The organism is Salmonella sp. 3C, assembly GCF_025426275.1.
GTDB classification, from domain to species: Bacteria; Pseudomonadota; Gammaproteobacteria; order Enterobacterales; family Enterobacteriaceae; genus Salmonella; species Salmonella enterica.
Window position 1 is genome coordinate 1804949 of sequence record NZ_CP104858.1, and the last position, 18395, is coordinate 1823343.

General features: G+C 53.1%; 16 protein-coding genes and 2 pseudogenes. 14 read left to right on the forward strand and 4 right to left on the reverse strand.

Annotated elements, in window-relative coordinates; all coding sequences use genetic code 11:
- Positions 1-6: 6 nt before the first annotated feature.
- The 5 genes from ilvE (at position 7) to N7E69_RS08605 (ending at position 5431) form a co-directional block, all read left to right on the forward strand.
- Positions 7-936, forward strand: coding sequence for a branched-chain-amino-acid transaminase (ilvE, locus tag N7E69_RS08585; RefSeq protein ID WP_000208532.1), 930 nt, complete (start codon positions 7-9; stop codon positions 934-936).
- A gap of 159 nt (positions 937-1095) precedes the next feature.
- Positions 1096-2946 carry a dihydroxy-acid dehydratase gene (ilvD, locus tag N7E69_RS08590; protein ID WP_001127431.1) on the forward strand — a complete coding sequence of 617 codons (1851 nt, stop codon included), beginning with the start codon at positions 1096-1098 and terminating at the stop codon, positions 2944-2946.
- A 2-nt stretch (positions 2947-2948) separates the two neighbouring features.
- Entirely contained in the window at positions 2949-4493 is a 1545-nt protein-coding gene (ilvA, locus tag N7E69_RS08595; RefSeq protein WP_001675535.1) for a threonine ammonia-lyase, biosynthetic, read from the forward strand.
- A 282-nt stretch (positions 4494-4775) separates the two neighbouring features.
- Complete coding sequence (locus N7E69_RS08600; protein ID WP_000535852.1) at positions 4776-5093, forward strand: type II toxin-antitoxin system RelE/ParE family toxin; 318 nt, start codon at positions 4776-4778, stop codon at positions 5091-5093.
- Complete coding sequence (locus N7E69_RS08605; protein ID WP_000560824.1) at positions 5090-5431, forward strand: helix-turn-helix domain-containing protein; 342 nt, start codon at positions 5090-5092, stop codon at positions 5429-5431. The genes N7E69_RS08600 and N7E69_RS08605 overlap by 4 nt, the downstream gene beginning before the upstream one ends.
- A 2-nt stretch (positions 5432-5433) precedes the next feature.
- Here N7E69_RS08605 and ilvY read toward each other — a convergent pair whose 3' ends face one another.
- Positions 5434-6321 (reverse strand): HTH-type transcriptional activator IlvY, encoded by an 888-nt coding sequence (gene ilvY, locus N7E69_RS08610; protein ID WP_000365797.1) that lies wholly within the window; start codon positions 6319-6321, stop codon positions 5434-5436.
- A gap of 164 nt (positions 6322-6485) precedes the next feature.
- On the opposite strand from ilvY, the gene ilvC reads away from it, so the two are divergent.
- Positions 6486-7961 (forward strand): ketol-acid reductoisomerase, encoded by a 1476-nt coding sequence (gene ilvC / locus N7E69_RS08615; protein ID WP_000024940.1) that lies wholly within the window; start codon positions 6486-6488, stop codon positions 7959-7961.
- 91 nt (positions 7962-8052) lie between these two features.
- Here ilvC and ppiC read toward each other — a convergent pair whose 3' ends face one another.
- The gene (gene ppiC, locus N7E69_RS08620) at positions 8053-8334 is read right to left on the reverse strand and encodes a peptidylprolyl isomerase PpiC (RefSeq protein ID WP_001096806.1); all 282 of its coding nucleotides are present in this window, start codon (positions 8332-8334) and stop codon (positions 8053-8055) included.
- Between the two features lie 193 nt (positions 8335-8527).
- Between ppiC and N7E69_RS24475 the strand changes: the two are divergent.
- From N7E69_RS24475 to rep, 3 genes and pseudogenes are all read left to right on the forward strand, one after another.
- A pseudogene (locus tag N7E69_RS24475) lies at positions 8528-8683 on the forward strand (Crp/Fnr family transcriptional regulator); the annotation flags it as partial.
- Positions 8635-8772, forward strand: a pseudogene (locus tag N7E69_RS08625) (nicotinamide riboside transporter PnuC); the annotation flags it as partial. The pseudogenes N7E69_RS24475 and N7E69_RS08625, both read left to right, overlap by 49 nt.
- 99 nt (positions 8773-8871) lie before the next feature.
- Positions 8872-10896, forward strand: coding sequence for a DNA helicase Rep (gene rep, locus N7E69_RS08630; protein ID WP_001238842.1), 2025 nt, complete (start codon positions 8872-8874; stop codon positions 10894-10896).
- Between the two features lie 39 nt (positions 10897-10935).
- On the opposite strand, the gene gppA is transcribed toward rep, so the two are convergent.
- Complete coding sequence (gene gppA, locus N7E69_RS08635; RefSeq protein ID WP_001089454.1) at positions 10936-12417, reverse strand: guanosine-5'-triphosphate,3'-diphosphate diphosphatase; 1482 nt, start codon at positions 12415-12417, stop codon at positions 10936-10938.
- A gap of 136 nt (positions 12418-12553) precedes the next feature.
- A complete protein-coding gene (gene rhlB / locus N7E69_RS08640; protein ID WP_000047531.1) occupies positions 12554-13819 on the reverse strand; it encodes an ATP-dependent RNA helicase RhlB in 1266 nt (421 codons plus the stop codon).
- Between the two features lie 143 nt (positions 13820-13962).
- Here rhlB and trxA point away from each other — a divergent pair, with 143 nt between their 5' ends.
- The 5 genes from trxA (at position 13963) to wzzE (ending at position 18361) form a co-directional block, all read left to right on the forward strand.
- Positions 13963-14292, forward strand: coding sequence for a thioredoxin TrxA (trxA, locus tag N7E69_RS08645; protein WP_001280776.1), 330 nt, complete (start codon positions 13963-13965; stop codon positions 14290-14292).
- A 247-nt stretch (positions 14293-14539) separates the two neighbouring features.
- Entirely contained in the window at positions 14540-14623 is an 84-nt protein-coding gene (locus N7E69_RS08650) for a rho operon leader peptide (protein ID WP_134820045.1), read from the forward strand.
- 87 nt (positions 14624-14710) lie between these two features.
- Positions 14711-15970, forward strand: coding sequence for a transcription termination factor Rho (rho, locus tag N7E69_RS08655; protein WP_001054532.1), 1260 nt, complete (start codon positions 14711-14713; stop codon positions 15968-15970).
- A gap of 229 nt (positions 15971-16199) precedes the next feature.
- Complete coding sequence (gene wecA, locus N7E69_RS08660) at positions 16200-17303, forward strand: UDP-N-acetylglucosamine--undecaprenyl-phosphate N-acetylglucosaminephosphotransferase (protein WP_000771937.1); 1104 nt, start codon at positions 16200-16202, stop codon at positions 17301-17303.
- 11 nt (positions 17304-17314) lie between these two features.
- Entirely contained in the window at positions 17315-18361 is a 1047-nt protein-coding gene (gene wzzE / locus N7E69_RS08665; RefSeq protein WP_000193413.1) for an ECA polysaccharide chain length modulation protein, read from the forward strand.
- Positions 18362-18395: the final 34 nt, after the last annotated feature.

Consider the following 18395-nt stretch of genomic DNA (forward strand, 5'->3'; position numbering starts at 1 on the left):
AGAAAAATGACGACGAAAAAAGCTGATTATATTTGGTTCAATGGAGAGATGGTGCGCTGGGAAGACGCGAAGGTTCACGTAATGTCTCACGCGCTGCACTACGGTACGTCGGTATTTGAAGGGATTCGGTGCTACGACTCTCACAAAGGCCCGGTAGTGTTTCGTCATCGTGAACATATGCAGCGCCTGCGCGACTCAGCAAAAATTTATCGTTTTCCGGTTTCCCAGAGTATTGATGAGCTGATGGAAGCCTGCCGCGAAGTGATCCGCAAAAACAACCTGACCAGCGCCTATATCCGTCCGTTGGTATTTGTCGGCGATGTCGGTATGGGCGTTAACCCGCCCCCGGGATACACCACTGACGTCATCATCGCCGCGTTCCCGTGGGGGGCATACCTGGGTGCCGAAGCGCTGGATCAGGGGATCGATGCGATGGTTTCTTCCTGGAATCGCGCTGCGCCGAACACCATTCCAACCGCCGCCAAAGCGGGCGGGAACTATCTTTCCTCACTGCTGGTGGGTAGCGAAGCGCGCCGCCACGGCTATCAGGAAGGCATCGCCCTGGATGTAAACGGCTATATCTCCGAAGGCGCAGGTGAAAACCTGTTTGAGGTAAAAGATGGTGTGCTGTTTACTCCGCCGTTTACCTCTTCCGCGCTGCCAGGCATTACTCGCGATGCGATCATCAAACTGGCGAAAGAGCTGGGTATTGAAGTGCGCGAGCAGGTGCTGTCCCGTGAGTCGCTGTATCTGGCCGACGAAGTGTTTATGTCCGGAACCGCGGCAGAAATTACTCCGGTACGCAGCGTTGATGGTATCCAGGTAGGCGAAGGCCGCTGCGGTCCTGTCACCAAGCGTATCCAACAAGCCTTCTTTGGTCTCTTCACTGGAGAAACCGAGGATAAATGGGGCTGGTTGGATCCGGTAAATTCATAATAAATAAAATTAATATTTTCCCAAAATAATTTGCGTCACAGGAAGGCGGTAACGCAGCGAATCCCCAGGGCTTACTGTAGTAAGTGACTGGGGTGAGTGAGGCAGCCAACGCACCTGTGGCGTGAAGTATGAAGGGAAAAGATGGGGAGTAAATAAAGCATGCCTAAGTACCGTTCCGCCACCACCACCCATGGTCGTAATATGGCGGGTGCCCGCGCGCTGTGGCGCGCCACCGGAATGACCGACAGTGATTTTGGCAAACCGATTATCGCCGTGGTGAACTCATTCACTCAGTTTGTGCCGGGTCACGTTCATCTGCGCGATCTCGGTAAGCTGGTCGCCGAACAGATTGAAGCTTCCGGCGGGGTGGCGAAAGAGTTCAACACTATTGCCGTGGATGACGGGATTGCCATGGGGCACGGGGGTATGCTCTATTCACTGCCGTCGCGCGAGCTGATCGCCGACTCCGTTGAGTACATGGTGAACGCTCACTGCGCTGACGCGATGGTGTGTATCTCCAACTGCGACAAAATCACCCCAGGGATGCTCATGGCCTCGCTGCGCCTGAATATTCCGGTGATCTTTGTCTCTGGCGGACCGATGGAAGCCGGGAAAACCAAGCTTTCAGACAAAATTATCAAGCTGGATCTGGTTGATGCCATGATTCAGGGAGCGGACCCGAAAGTCTCTGACGATCAAAGTAACCAGGTTGAACGCTCCGCCTGTCCAACCTGCGGCTCCTGCTCCGGCATGTTTACCGCTAACTCCATGAATTGCCTGACCGAAGCGCTGGGCCTGTCGCAGCCGGGCAACGGCTCGCTGCTGGCAACTCACGCTGACCGTAAGCAGTTGTTCCTCAATGCCGGTAAGCGGATTGTTGAACTGACTAAACGCTATTACGAGCAAAACGACGAAAGTGCACTGCCGCGTAACATCGCCAGCAAAGCCGCGTTTGAAAACGCGATGACGCTGGATATCGCGATGGGCGGTTCGACCAACACCGTTCTTCACCTGCTGGCGGCGGCGCAGGAAGCGGAAATCGACTTCACCATGAGTGATATCGACAAGCTGTCCCGCAAGGTGCCGCAGCTGTGTAAAGTGGCGCCAAGTACCCAGAAATATCATATGGAAGATGTTCACCGTGCCGGCGGTGTGCTGGGTATTTTAGGCGAGCTGGATCGCGCCGGGCTGCTGAACTGCAACGTGAAAAACGTATTAGGCCTGACGCTGCCGCAAACGCTGGAACAGTACGACATCACGGTTACGCAGGACGAAGCGGTTAAAAAAATGTTCCGTGCTGGCCCTGCCGGTATCCGTACTACCCAGGCGTTCTCGCAGGATTGTCGCTGGGATTCGCTGGATGACGACCGCGCAGCGGGTTGCATCCGCTCGCTGGAATATGCCTATAGCAAAGACGGCGGTCTGGCGGTGCTGTATGGCAACTTCGCCGAAAACGGCTGCATTGTGAAAACCGCAGGCGTGGATGACAGCATCCTTAAATTTACCGGCCCGGCTAAAGTGTATGAAAGCCAGGACGACGCGGTAGAGGCGATTCTCGGCGGCAAAGTAGTGGAAGGCGATGTAGTCGTGATCCGCTACGAAGGGCCGAAAGGCGGGCCGGGAATGCAGGAAATGCTCTATCCGACCAGTTTCCTGAAGTCGATGGGGCTGGGCAAAGCCTGCGCGCTCATCACCGATGGGCGTTTCTCCGGCGGTACTTCGGGTCTTTCCATCGGCCACGTCTCGCCGGAAGCGGCCAGCGGCGGCACTATTGCGTTGATTGAAGATGGCGACACTATTGCGATTGATATCCCGAACCGCAGCATTCAGTTGCAGTTGAACGAGGCTGAAATCGCCGCACGCCGTGAGGCGCAGGAGGCTCGTGGCGACAAAGCCTGGACGCCGAAAAATCGTCAGCGTCAGGTTTCGTTTGCCCTGCGTGCCTACGCCAGCCTGGCGACCAGCGCCGATAAAGGCGCGGTGCGCGATAAATCGAAACTGGGAGGTTGATGATGGCGGAATCTCAACCACTGTCAGTCGCGCCGGAAGGGGCGGAGTATCTGCGCGCGGTGCTACGCGCGCCAGTATACGAAGCGGCGCAGGTGACGCCGCTGCAAAAAATGGAAAAGCTCTCGTCACGTCTGGATAACGTTATTCTCGTCAAACGCGAAGACCGGCAGCCGGTACATAGCTTTAAGCTGCGCGGCGCTTACGCGATGATGGCCGGATTGACCGAAGAACAAAAAGCCCACGGCGTGATTACCGCGTCGGCGGGGAACCATGCACAGGGCGTGGCGTTTTCCTCCGCGCGGCTTGGCGTGAAGTCTCTGATCGTCATGCCAAAAGCAACGGCGGATATTAAAGTCGATGCGGTACGCGGTTTTGGCGGCGAAGTGCTGTTGCACGGCGCTAATTTTGATGAAGCGAAAGCGAAAGCTATTGAACTGGCGCAGCAGCAGGGTTTTACCTGGGTGCCGCCGTTTGATCACCCAATGGTGATCGCCGGGCAGGGCACGCTGGCGCTGGAGCTGCTTCAGCAGGATTCGCATCTCGATCGTGTCTTTGTGCCGGTTGGCGGCGGCGGCCTGGCGGCGGGCGTAGCGGTACTGATCAAACAATTGATGCCGCAAATCAAAGTGATTGCCGTCGAAGCGGATGATTCCGCCTGCCTGAAAGCGGCGTTGGAAGCCGGTCATCCAGTGGATCTCCCGCGCGTTGGGTTATTTGCTGAAGGCGTGGCGGTAAAACGCATCGGCGACGAAACCTTCCGCCTGTGCCAGGAATATCTCGACGACATTATTACAGTCGATAGCGACGCTATCTGCGCGGCGATGAAAGATCTGTTTGAAGATGTGCGTGCGGTGGCGGAGCCGTCCGGCGCGCTGGCGCTGGCGGGGATGAAAAAATATATCGCCCTGCACAATATTCGCGGCGAACGCCTGGCGCACGTCCTTTCCGGCGCCAACGTCAACTTCCACGGCTTGCGCTATGTGTCTGAACGCTGCGAGCTGGGGGAACAGCGCGAAGCGTTACTGGCGGTGACCATTCCGGAAGAAAAGGGGAGCTTTCTCAAATTCTGCCAGTTGCTTGGCGGGCGTATGGTCACCGAATTTAACTACCGTTTTGCCGACGCGAAAAATGCCTGTATTTTTGTCGGCGTACGCGTCAGTCAGGGGCTGGAGGAGCGAAAAGAGATTATCACCCAACTGTGCGACGGCGGTTATAGCGTAGTGGATCTCTCCGACGATGAAATGGCGAAGCTGCATGTGCGCTATATGGTCGGCGGGCGTCCATCCCATCCGCTACAGGAACGCCTCTACAGCTTTGAATTTCCGGAGTCGCCCGGCGCGTTGCTCAAATTCCTGCATACGCTTGGCACGCACTGGAATATTTCGCTATTCCATTACCGCAGCCACGGTACCGATTATGGCCGCGTGCTGGCGGCGTTCGAGTTAGGCGATCATGAGCCGGATTTCGAAACCCGGCTGCATGAGCTGGGCTATGAATGCCATGATGAGAGCAATAACCCGGCGTTCCGGTTCTTTCTGGCGGGTTAATTCAGCGTTTAGTTTTTCAGGCCCACAAAGTAAAGTGGGCCTGATATCCAGATATGATCTTCCCTCAGTTATTGGGCTTTTCTGCCAGCCCGGAGCATCCACTCATTTAATTTTGCGAGACGTTTTCCAGAAGGCGCCCAATCTGCTTGTGGTGAAACTCGGCTCACCATATCGTTAGCACCGCCATCATTTGCACCTGTTAAAAGCAATGTATAAAATTTTATACACAAGGGTGTTATGTTACTCACCCGAGCTCTCTCCAATGAAAAAGAAATTCGATGGGTGGGATCTTCTCTGGAGGATCTCCTGGCTTTTCCCATAACGGTACGTAAAGCAGTCGGTTATCAGCTTCACAAAATTCAGTATGGAATTGAACCCGATGACTGGAAACCGTTTTCAGAAATTGGGGCTGGGGTAAATGAAATTCGTATTCGTGACAACAATGGTATCTATCGCGTTATGTATGTCGCTAAGTTTGAAGAAGCACTCTACGTTTTGCATAGTTTCCAAAAACAGACGCAACAAACCAGTCAGCATGATAAAAACATCGCCAGAACGCGTTATAACCGGGTGGTGCAACAACGGAGAAACAGCTTGTGATTGCCAAAACTGATAGTGATATTCGCCATGTGACGCCATCTGGCGGTAATGTTTTTGCTGATTTGGGGTTTCATAAGCAGGACGCAGAAAAGTTTTACGCTGATTCCCTGAATGAAATCGAAAACACGTTAGCCATTAAACAACAGCTAATGGAAGAAATTACCCTCTGGATTACGCAAAACCAGATGAAGCAAGCCGAGGTTGCTACAGTTTTGCATATATCCCGACCGCGCGTTTCGGATGTCGTCAACAAGAAATGCAGCAAATTCACCATTGATGCTCTGGTGAATATGCTTAGCCGTATTGGGAAGCCTGTTCGGGTAATGGTAGGGCCGTAAAACTAATTCGGTAAAATCTTCCAGAACGCATCAATTAGCGGCTCATGCAGCCGCTTTTTTTGCGCGCAGACGCCGAGTTCAAACGGCGTTTTTTCATCGCTGCGTTCTAAAATCATCACCCGGTTGCGCACTGGCTCCGGGCTGTTTTCCAGCACCACTTCCGGCAGCAGCGCCACGCCGCAGCCCAGCGCCACCATTGAGACCATCGCTTCGTGACCGCCGACGGTGGCGTAAATCTGCGGATTGCTGATTTTATGCCGGCGGAACCATAGCTCAATGCGACGGCGTACCGGCCCCTGGTCGGCCATGATAAACGGCACCGTCGACCAGTCTGGCTTGTCGACCGAAACCTGATTACGCACCGGGCAGGGCAGCGCCGGGGCGATCAGCACCACTGCCAGATTCTCCAGCATCGAAAACGCCACCGCACCGGGCAGCGTTTCCGGCTTACCGGCAATCGCCAGATCGGCCTCGCCGGTGACCACTTTGTCCATGGCGTCGGCGGCGTCGCCGGTGGTGAGCTTAATTTCCACCGAGGGATGTTCGGCGCGGAAGCGGTCGAGGATCGGCGGCAGATGACTGTATGCCGCGGTCACCGAGCAGAAAATATGCAGTTCGCCGGAAAGGGATGGCCCCTGCTGATCGAGGGTATGGCGCAACTGCTGATATTGCAAAAGCGTCTGTTGGGCAAACACTCGCAGCTCTTCACCCGCTTCGGTCAGCGTGACCGTGCGGTTATCACGCACAAACAGCGGCTGGCCGAGATCTTCTTCCAGCCGCTGAATCTGCCGGGAGAGCGTGGAGGGGCTGACGTGCATCGCCCGCGCGCTGCGGCCAAAGTGGCGGCTTTCCGCCAGATGCAGGAAGGTTTTTAGATCGCGTAAATCCACAGACAGACCTCCGGTTTTTGACGTTGCATAAACCGCAACATAACGTTGTGAATATATCAATTTCCGCAATAAATTTCCTGTTGTAATGTGGGTTCATTCGCACAGATAGCAATCTGTAAACCGAACAATAAGCGCGACAACACAACATCACGGAGTACACCATCATGGCTAACTACTTTAATACACTGAATCTGCGCCAGCAGCTGGCGCAGCTGGGTAAATGTCGCTTTATGGGCCGCGACGAATTCGCCGACGGCGCGAGCTACCTTCAGGGTAAAAAAGTGGTCATCGTCGGCTGTGGCGCTCAGGGTCTGAACCAGGGCCTGAACATGCGTGACTCCGGTCTGGATATTTCCTACGCCCTGCGTAAAGAAGCTATTGCTGAGAAGCGCGCCTCCTGGCGTAAAGCGACCGAAAACGGCTTCAAAGTAGGCACCTACGAAGAGCTGATCCCGCAGGCTGACCTGGTGGTTAACCTGACGCCGGACAAACAGCACTCCGACGTTGTACGTTCTGTACAGCCGCTGATGAAAGACGGCGCAGCGCTGGGCTACTCCCACGGCTTCAACATCGTGGAAGTGGGAGAGCAGATCCGTAAAGACATCACCGTGGTGATGGTGGCGCCGAAGTGCCCGGGGACCGAAGTGCGTGAAGAGTACAAACGTGGTTTCGGCGTGCCGACGCTGATCGCCGTTCACCCGGAAAACGATCCGAAAGGCGAAGGCATGGCGATTGCTAAAGCCTGGGCGGCGGCCACCGGTGGTCACCGTGCGGGCGTACTGGAATCTTCTTTCGTGGCGGAAGTGAAATCCGACCTGATGGGCGAGCAGACTATTCTGTGCGGTATGCTGCAGGCCGGTTCTCTGCTGTGCTTCGACAAGCTGGTGGCAGAAGGCACCGACCCGGCATACGCGGAAAAACTGATTCAGTTCGGCTGGGAAAACATCACCGAAGCGCTGAAGCAGGGCGGCATCACCCTGATGATGGACCGTCTGTCTAACCCGGCGAAACTGCGTGCTTACGCGCTGTCCGAACAGCTGAAAGAGATCATGGCGCCGCTGTTCCAGAAACACATGGATGACATCATCTCCGGCGAATTCTCTTCCGGCATGATGGCTGACTGGGCGAACGACGATAAGAAACTGCTGACCTGGCGTGAAGAGACCGGTAAAACCGCGTTCGAAACCGCACCGCAGTTTGAAGGTAAAATCGGCGAGCAGGAGTACTTCGATAAAGGCGTGCTGATGATCGCGATGGTGAAAGCGGGCGTTGAGCTGGCGTTCGAAACCATGGTCGATTCCGGCATCATCGAAGAATCCGCTTACTACGAATCACTGCACGAACTGCCGCTGATCGCGAACACCATCGCCCGTAAGCGCCTGTACGAAATGAACGTGGTTATCTCCGATACCGCAGAATACGGTAACTACCTGTTCTCTTACGCTTGCGTACCGCTGCTGAAACCGTTTATGGCGGAATTGCAACCGGGCGATCTGGGTAGTGCTATCCCGGAAGGCGCGGTAGACAACGCACAGCTTCGCGACGTGAACGACGCGATTCGTAGCCATGCGATTGAGCAGGTAGGTAAGAAACTGCGCGGCTATATGACGGATATGAAGCGTATTGCGGTAGCGGGTTGATATACCTTGTCGGGTGGTGCTAGCGCTTACCCGACCTACAAAATCAAGCAGACGATGTAGGCCGGGTAAGGCGTAGCCGCTACCCGGTTTTTTATTTGCGATACAATACTTTAATGATGTGGTAACCGAACTGGGTATGCAGCGGGCCGGTTGGCTCCAGTACCGGGCAGGAAAAGACTACTTTATCGAATGCCGGAACCATCTGGCCCTGACGAAATTCGCCTAAATGACCGCCTTTTTTACCGGATGGGCAGATAGAATGCTTCTTCGCCAGCTTCTCAAAATCGCCGCCGTTTTTAATTTGCTCCAGAAGATCTAAAGCCAGTTTCTCTTCTTTTACAAGGATATGCAGTGCTGCTGCCATTTTTGCCATTATTGTGTTCTCACGTCGCAAAGATTGGCCGTCACTTTATCACTCCTTAGGCCGTCAGACATATACTCTTCGCCATTACAGGACAGATGTCCCGCCTGATTTAATGAACTGGGAGATAAGCGGCATTTTTAGCAGGCGTATTTCGGATGTGCGGGACGGCGGTCCTGTCCTTTCTGACAAGGGGCGAGATACCATGAACATAATGAAAAACGCAGAATTTCCAGACGACTGGCTTTTAGGGCTACGCCAGGTCGTACGCGACCCAGTGCTCTATGAATTACTCAAATACTGCCCGTTGGAAATCATGCAGTACAGGGCGTTTATGCGATGTCGCTTGAGTATGTTCTGCTGACGGCGATCGCGCTAATGGGTTCTTTCAGTTGGATCAAGAGCGCACAGCGTAATGGCTATACGCCGCTTGCCGCCAGAGCCTGCTGATTGACCTTTTCCAGGCTGCCTGAAAAAGCAGCCTGGTCTTCTCTGGGCCTCGCTTTCTGCTACAATCCCTCCCCCGTTCGAAGATTGAGCACTATTCCCATGCGTTTAAATCCCGGCCAACAACACGCTGTCGAATTCGTCACCGGACCCTGCCTGGTGCTGGCAGGAGCGGGTTCTGGTAAAACTCGCGTAATTACCAATAAAATCGCCCACCTGATCCGCGGATGCGGCTATCAGGCCCGGCATATTGCGGCGGTGACGTTTACCAACAAGGCAGCGCGTGAGATGAAAGAACGCGTCGGGCAGACGCTCGGCCGTAAGGAAGCGCGCGGTTTGATGATCTCCACCTTTCATACGCTAGGGCTGGATATTATTAAGCGCGAGTACGCTGCGCTGGGGATGAAATCGAACTTTTCATTGTTTGACGATACCGACCAGGTCGCCTTGCTCAAAGAGCTGACCGAAGGCCTGATCGAAGACGACAAGGTTCTGTTGCAACAGCTGATCTCCACGATCTCCAACTGGAAAAACGATCTCAAAACGCCTGCACAGGCAGCGGCGGGGGCGAAAGGTGAACGCGATCGTATTTTTGCCCACTGCTACGGGCTTTACGACGCCCATATGAAGGCATGCAACGTTCTCGATTTTGATGATTTGATTTTGCTGCCGACGCTGCTGCTGCAACGCAATGACGAGGTGCGCGAGCGCTGGCAGAATAAAATTCGTTATCTACTGGTGGATGAATATCAGGATACTAACACCAGCCAGTATGAGTTGGTTAAGCTGCTGGTTGGGCAACGCGCGCGCTTTACGGTCGTAGGCGATGACGATCAGTCTATCTACTCCTGGCGCGGGGCGCGTCCGCAAAACCTGGTGTTACTGAGCCAGGACTTTCCGGCGCTGCAGGTGATTAAACTGGAGCAAAACTATCGTTCTTCGGGCCGCATCCTGAAAGCGGCGAATATTCTCATCGCCAACAATCCGCACGTCTTTGAAAAGCGCCTCTTTTCCGAACTCGGTTACGGCGCGGAACTCAAAGTGTTAAGCGCAAACAATGAAGAGCATGAAGCTGAGCGCGTTACCGGCGAACTGATTGCCCATCACTTTGTGAACAAGACCCAGTACAAGGATTACGCCATTCTGTATCGCGGGAATCATCAGTCGCGGGTATTTGAAAAATTCCTCATGCAGAACCGCATTCCGTACAAAATTTCCGGCGGCACCTCATTCTTCTCCCGTCCGGAGATTAAAGACCTGCTGGCCTACCTGCGGGTGTTGACCAACCCGGATGATGACAGCGCTTTCCTGCGCATCGTGAATACGCCAAAACGCGAAATCGGTCCGGCCACGCTGCAAAAGCTGGGTGAATGGGCAATGACGCGTAATAAAAGCCTGTTTACCGCCAGCTTTGATATGGGGCTTAGCCAAAAGCTGACCGGGCGTGGTTACGATTCATTGACGCGTTTTACCCACTGGCTGGGGGAAATCCAGCGTCTGGCCGAACGCGAGCCTGTCGCCGCCGTGCGCGATCTCATCCACGGTATTGACTATGAATCCTGGTTGTACGAAACCTCGCCGAGCCCCAAAGCGGCGGAAATGCGTATGAAAAACGTTAACCAGCTCTTTAGCTGGATGACTGAGATGCTGGAAGGCAACGAACTCGATGAGCCGATGACGCTCACCCAGGTGGTTACACGCTTTACGCTGCGCGATATGATGGAGCGCGGCGAGAGCGAAGAAGAGCTGGATCAGGTACAGTTGATGACGCTTCATGCGTCGAAAGGACTGGAATTCCCGTATGTCTATATGGTGGGAATGGAAGAAGGATTTTTGCCGCATCAAAGCAGCATTGACGAAGACAATATTGAGGAAGAGCGTCGGCTGGCCTATGTCGGGATCACTCGTGCGCAGAAAGAGCTCACCTTTACATTATGTAAAGAGCGCCGTCAGTATGGGGAACTGGTGCGCCCGGAACCCAGTCGCTTCCTGTTAGAACTGCCGCAGGATGATTTAATCTGGGAGCAGGAGCGCAAAGTGGTAAGCGCTGAGGAGCGAATGCAAAAAGGGCAAAGTCACCTGGCTAATCTGAAAGCCATGATGGCGGCAAAGCGAGCGAAATCGTAGGCCGGATAAGCGAAGCGTCATCCGGCAATCAAACTACGGTTAGCGAACGTCCAGCGGCCAGTGTACATAGCTTTGCCACTGGCTTTCCTGATCAATCAACTCTTTACCCAGCGGGTGATGTGCCAGCCAGTCGCCAGGCAAGGTTAACGTCAGATTTTCATTTAGCGCCTGTAGCGTAATTTCTGGTACCAGATCGTCACGACGGCGACCGGCAAAAAGAATCGCCAGTCGCAGCAAACGGCATAGCTGTTCCGCAACACGGGGCGGTACCGCGTTTTGCTGATGAAGCGAAGAGAGATCGACCGGATTGGTCTGATTCAGTAAGAGGGTGGCGAGCAATTTTTTCTGAGCGGGCGTATAGCCAGGCAGATCCAAATGGCGTACTAAATAGGCGGCATGATAGGGCGCCTGTTTAAAATCAACGCTCAGACCGATCTCATGCAACTGGCAAGCGCTAAGCAACAGTTCACGACTGATAGGCTCAATATGCCAGGCATTTTCTACCTGTTTGAGGAAGTTATCTGCCAGCTTCGCCACGCGATTTGCCTGATCGGTATCGACGATAAACCGACGCTGAATGTTTCGCAGCGTGCGGCTGCGGATATCCTGATCTACCGCCAGATGCAACATCCCATACACCAGCCCTTCGCGTAACGCGCCGCCTGCCAGCGTCATGCTCTGGATGTTCAGCTCGGTAAATATCGCGATCAGAATAGCCAGCCCGCTTGGGAAAACCAGCGCGCGCTCCAGCGTCAGGCCTTCGATTTCCAGCTCTTCCAGACGCCCGCACTGTATCGCGCGTTGTTTTAGCTGCTGCAGTTTGGCGAGCGTAATGCGCTCGTCCATCCCCTGCGCCATCATGATTTCCTGCAATGCCTGTACGGTGCCGGAGGCACCCACGCAGACCTTCCAGCCATGAAAACGCAGTTCATCGGCGACCGGACGCAGTACATCGCGCGCGGCCTTCTCCGCATCATCAAAGTTTTCTTGCGCCAGATTACGATCGCTAAAATAGCGTTCAAGCCACGTTACGCAGCCCATCGACAGGCTAAATAGCGACGTGGTTTGCGCGCCAGTGCCGGTAACCAGTTCAGTGCTGGCGCCGCCGATATCCACCACCAGTCGCTGATCTGCGCCGCCGGTGGTATGAGCGACCCCCTGATAAATCAGCCGCGCCTCTTCTTCGCCGCTGATAACCTGCACCGGACAACCAAGGATAGTCTGCGCTTTCGCGATAAATTCACCCGCATTGACGGCGAGACGCAATGTTGCGGTGGCAACCACGCGGATTTGCGGCTGCGGGATATCCTGCAAACGTTCAGCAAACAGACGCAGGCATTGCCAGCCGCGTTCCATCGCTTCGGCTGAAAGGTGGTTGTCGTTGTTCAGACCCGCGGCCAGACGCACCTTACGTTTTATTCGGGTCAGCGTCTGGATGCTTCCCGACGCCTCGCGCACGACCAGCATATGAAAACTATTGGAACCGAGATCAATGGCGGCATACAACGAGGTGGAATTCATACACTTCATCCTTCAACCTGTATCCGTGTTGGCTGCGTACTCTCCCCTGAATCATTTACTAAAGTAAGCTCATCGGGATTTGTTTTCTTGCCGCCTTGATACAGGCTAATTGATTTTGTGTATGGCATAACTTTTCTTAACCTGAACGACGACGATTACGCGGAGCGCCAGCGCGGCGCGGACCATTGCCAGGACGCGAACGCGTCAGACGCAACGGCTTGGGCAGATCGTTCATGAGCGCTTCCGGATTGTATTTGCTGACCGGAATCGAGTGGCCGATATAGCTCTCAATGGCGGGCAGATTCAGCGCATACTCTTCGCAAGCCAGGCTGATGGAATGCCCGCTGGCGCCAGCGCGACCGGTACGACCGATACGGTGAACATAGTCTTCACAATCGTCTGGCAGATCGTAGTTAAAGACGTGCGTTACGGCAGGGATATGCAACCCGCGCGCCGCGACATCGGTCGCCACAAGAATATCCAGATCGCCGCGGGTGAACTCATCCAGAATCCGCAGGCGCTTTTTCTGCGCGACGTCGCCGGTCAGCAGACCAACACGATGGCCATCTGCCGCCAGATGTCCCCAGATATCTTCGCAACGATGCTTGGTGTTGGCGAAAATAATGGCGCGATCCGGCCACTCTTCTTCGATCAGCGTTTGCAGTAAACGCATTTTCTCTTCATTAGAGGGGTAGAAAAGCTCTTCTTTAATGCGGTGGCCGGTCTTTTGCTCCGGTTCCACTTCAACATATTCGGCGTTGTTCATCTGTTCAAACGCCAGCTCGCGAACCCGATAAGACAGGGTGGCGGAGAACAACATGTTCAGACGCTGCGCAGCCGGCGGCATACGGCGGAACAGCCAGCGGATATCTTTAATAAAGCCCAAATCGTACATGCGATCGGCTTCATCGAGTACGACGACCTGAATGGCGCCGAGGTTAATGTGATTTTGTTTGGCGTAGTCGATCAGTCGGCCCGTCGTACCAATAAGAATATCAACGCCGCTTTCCAGCACTTTAAGCTGCTTGTCGTAACCATCGCCGCCGTAAGCCAGGCCTAATTTTAAGCCTGTCGCTTGCGCCAACGGCTCCGCGTCTGCGTGAATTTGTACGGCTAATTCACGCGTCGGCGCCATGATCAGCGCGCGCGGCTGGTTCACCTTGCGATCGTCGATCGCGGGATGAGAAAGTAAATAATGAAACGTTGACGTCAGAAACGCCATCGTTTTCCCGGTACCGGTTTGCGCCTGCCCTGCAACGTCACGACCCGCCAGCGTTAGCGGAAGGGCCAGTGCCTGAATGGGCGTACAATTATAAAACCTTTTTTTTTCAAGGGCTTCAACCACCTGTGGGTGCAGGGCGAAGTCGGAAAACTTCTGTTCTGTTAAATGTGTTTTGCTCATAGTGTGGTAGAATATCAGCTTACTATTGCTTTACGAAAGCGTATCCGGTGAAATAAAGTCAACCTTTGTTGGCGAAGTTAACATCAGCACCTCGTTGGTTAATGCTACACCAACACGCCAGGCTTATTCCTGTGGAGTTATATATGAGCGATAAAATTATTCACCTGACTGACGACAGTTTTGACACGGATGTACTCAAAGCGGACGGGGCTATCCTCGTTGATTTCTGGGCAGAGTGGTGCGGGCCGTGTAAAATGATCGCTCCGATTCTGGATGAAATCGCTGACGAATATCAGGGCAAATTGACCGTTGCCAAACTGAACATTGACCAGAACCCAGGTACTGCGCCTAAATATGGCATCCGCGGTATTCCGACTCTGCTGCTGTTTAAAAACGGCGAAGTGGCGGCAACCAAAGTAGGCGCACTGTCTAAAGGTCAGTTGAAAGAGTTTCTCGACGCCAATCTGGCGTAATACCTTTTATACGTCGAATGACAAAGGCGCTGTATAGTCAGGCGTCTGTCATTCGACGAATGATTAAGGTATCAGGCAGTTTCGTGGCGTCTGTTGTCCTTACGTTATTCTTAAATTGTCAGGATCTCTGGACGCCCGGTCTGAGTCGTGCTAAGTTAGTATTGACTTCGAATTAAACATACCTTATTAAGTTTGAATCTGGTTTTATCCGTCACTTCCCGTTTTTTCTCGCACGAGAAGTGGAAAGATTCCTGGCTCTTCGCTCATTCCGTCTTGTCGTTTCAGTTCTGCGTACTTTCCTGTGACCAGACAGCGAACAGACATGAGTTGATAGCCGTAAACAGGCATGGATGACCCTGCCATACCATTCACAACATTAAGTTCGAGATTTACCCCAAGTTTAAGAACTCACACCATTATGAATCTTACCGAATTAAAGAATACGCCGGTTTCTGAGCTGATCACTCTCGGCGAAAGTATGGGGCTGGAAAACCTGGCCCGTATGCGCAAGCAGGACATTATTTTTGCCATCCTGAAGCAGCACGCAAAGAGTGGCGAAGATATCTTTGGCGACGGTGTGCTGGAGATATTGCAGGATGGATTTGGTTTCCTCCGTTCTGCAGACAGCTCCTACCTCGCCGGTCCTGATGATATCTACGTTTCCCCCAGCCAAATCCGCCGTTTCAACCTCCGCACTGGTGATACCATTTCTGGTAAGATTCGCCCGCCGAAAGAAGGTGAACGCTATTTTGCGCTGTTGAAAGTTAACGAAGTTAACTACGACAAACCGGAAAACGCCCGTAACAAAATCCTCTTTGAGAACTTAACCCCGCTGCACGCAAACTCTCGTCTGCGTATGGAGCGTGGTAACGGTTCTACCGAAGACTTAACGGCGCGCGTTTTGGATCTGGCTTCGCCGATCGGTCGCGGCCAGCGCGGTCTGATTGTCGCGCCGCCGAAGGCGGGTAAAACCATGCTGCTGCAGAACATCGCGCAGAGCATCGCGTATAACCACCCAGACTGCGTGCTGATGGTGCTGCTGATTGACGAACGTCCGGAAGAAGTGACCGAGATGCAGCGTCTGGTGAAAGGCGAAGTGGTTGCCTCTACCTTTGACGAACCGGCATCCCGCCACGTTCAGGTTGCCGAAATGGTTATCGAGAAGGCGAAACGTCTGGTTGAACACAAGAAAGACGTTATCATCCTGCTCGACTCCATCACCCGTCTGGCGCGTGCCTACAACACCGTGGTGCCGGCTTCCGGTAAAGTATTGACCGGTGGTGTGGACGCTAACGCCCTGCATCGTCCGAAGCGTTTCTTCGGCGCGGCGCGTAACGTGGAAGAGGGCGGTAGCCTGACTATCATCGCGACGGCGCTAATCGATACCGGTTCCAAGATGGACGAAGTTATCTACGAAGAGTTTAAAGGCACCGGTAACATGGAGCTGCATCTCTCGCGTAAGATCGCTGAAAAACGTGTCTTCCCGGCTATCGACTACAACCGTTCCGGTACCCGTAAAGAAGAGCTGCTCACCACTCAGGAAGAGCTGCAGAAAATGTGGATCCTGCGTAAAATCATCCATCCGATGGGTGAAATTGACGCGATGGAATTCCTCATTAACAAACTGGCGATGACCAAAACTAATGACGACTTTTTCGAGATGATGAAGCGCTCATAACCTGGTCTTTACCTGAAAACGCCACGTTTTTACGTGGCGTTTTTGTTTTGCGATTCATCCTGGCGTCATGTCATATAAACTGGTCATCGGGATATGCGCTACAGAGTAACACCATGCACAATACACATTGTTTGCGGTAAAAAGTGTAATGTTCTAACAGGTCTCTTCTAGGAGCTGGCGTAACGCATTATACTTTAAGGAAATGATATATGCTGAGAGCACATACACTGTGAAGTTACTCACCGCTTTATCTGAGCTAATCAGTATTTTTTTATTCACGACCATTTTTATTTTTCTTGCGCGAAAAGTAGCCATAAAAATTGGTTTAGTGGATAAACCAAACTTTCGTAAACGACATCAGGGCGTTATCCCATTAGTCGGCGGGATTTCTGTGTTTGCAGGAATCTGCTTTATGTTTGGCCTCTCGGATTACTACATACCGCACTTATCGCTATATCTTATTTGCGCTGGTGTATTGGTTTTTGTTGGTGCGATGGATGACCGTTTTGATATCAGTGTAAAAATTCGTGCTGTGGTTCAGGCTGTTATTGCGGTTGTAATGATGGTTATCGCAAAACTTCACTTAGGTAGCCTTGGTTACATCTTTGGGCCTTGGGAGTTAGTGCTTGGCCCCTTTGGCTATTTCCTTACTCTGTTTGCGGTATGGGCGGCGATCAACGCTTTCAATATGGTGGACGGTATTGACGGCCTGCTGGGTGGGTTATCCAGCGTCTCATTTGCGGCGATGGGGCTGATTTTATGGTTTGATGGTCAGACTAGTCTGGCAATGTGGTGCTTTGCCATGATCGCCGCGATTCTGCCTTACATTATGCTTAATCTCGGTATTTTGGGGCGGCGTTATAAAGTCTTTATGGGCGATGCCGGTAGTACACTGATTGGCTTTACCGTCATCTGGCTTTTACTGGAAACGACGCAGGGGAAAACTCACTCTATCAGCCCGGTTACCGCGCTATGGATTATCGCTATTCCATTGATGGATATGGTGGCGATTATGTATCGCCGTCTGCGTAAAGGGATGAGCCCCTTTTCCCCTGATCGCCAACATATTCATCATTTGGTTATGCGAGCAGGGTTTACTTCCCGCCAGGCATTTGTTCTTATTACGCTCGCAGCGGCGATTCTGGCGGGAGTAGGCGTAACGGCAGAATACTCTCATTTTGTTCCTGAATGGGTTATGTTGGTGCTCTTTTTGCTAGCATTCTTCCTCTATGGCTACTGCATTAAGCGGGCCTGGAAGGTGGCGAGATTTATTAAGCGTGTGAAGCGTCGCCTGCGCAGGCAACGTGAGAACCGGCCAAACTTAACCAAGTAAATGAGGATACGATGACACAACCATTACCGGGGGCACGCGCGGTGAGCGCTGAAAATGAACTGGATATTCGCGGGTTGTTTCGTACTTTATGGGCTGGCAAATTCTGGATTATCGGCATTGGCCTGCTATTTGCCCTTATCGCGTTAGCCTATACCTTTTTTGCTCGTCAGGAGTGGAGTGCGACGGCGATCACCGATCGCCCAACCGTAAATATGTTGGGCGGTTATTACTCCCAGCAGCAGTTTCTGCGCAACCTGGATATTAAGACCGATCCTGCTTCTTCTGATAAGCCCTCGGTGATGGATGAAGCGTATAAAGAGTTCATCATGCAACTTGCCTCCTGGGATACGCGTCGCGATTTCTGGTTACAGACGGACTATTACAAGCAGCGAATGGTCGGGAATAGCAAAGCTGATGCGGCGATGCTTGATGAACTGATCAATAACATACAGTTTACGCCCGGCGATTTTACACGCGCCATCAACGACAATGTGAAGCTGATTGCTGAAACTGCGCCGGACGCCAATAATCTGCTGCGTCAGTATGTCGCATTCGCCAGCCAGCGGGCGGCGAGCCATCTGAATGATGAATTAAAAGGTGCCTGGGCTGCGCGTACCGTGCAGATGAAAGCCCAGGTCAAACGGCAGGAGGAGGTTGCGAAAGCGATCTATTCGCGTCGTGTAAACAGTATTGAGCAGGCGCTCAAAATTGCGGAACAACATAATATTTCTCGTAGCGCGACGGATGTCCCGGCGGATGAATTACCGGACTCAGAGCTTTTTTTACTCGGTCGCCCTATGTTGCAGGCGCGTCTTGAAAATCTGCAAGCGGTTGGCCCTGCGTTCGATTTGGACTACTTTCAAAATCGGGCAATGTTGAATACGCTTAATGTGGGGCCGACCCTGGACCCTCGTTTTCAGACCTATCGTTATTTGCGTACGCCGGAAGAACCGGTAAAACGTGATAGCCCACGCCGAGCCTTCCTGATGATCATGTGGGGTATCGTTGGGGCGCTAATCGGTGCGGGCGTTGCCTTAACCCGTCGCCGCACGATTTAGCAACACCTCTGCAGTAGGGGGCTGGGCCCCTACT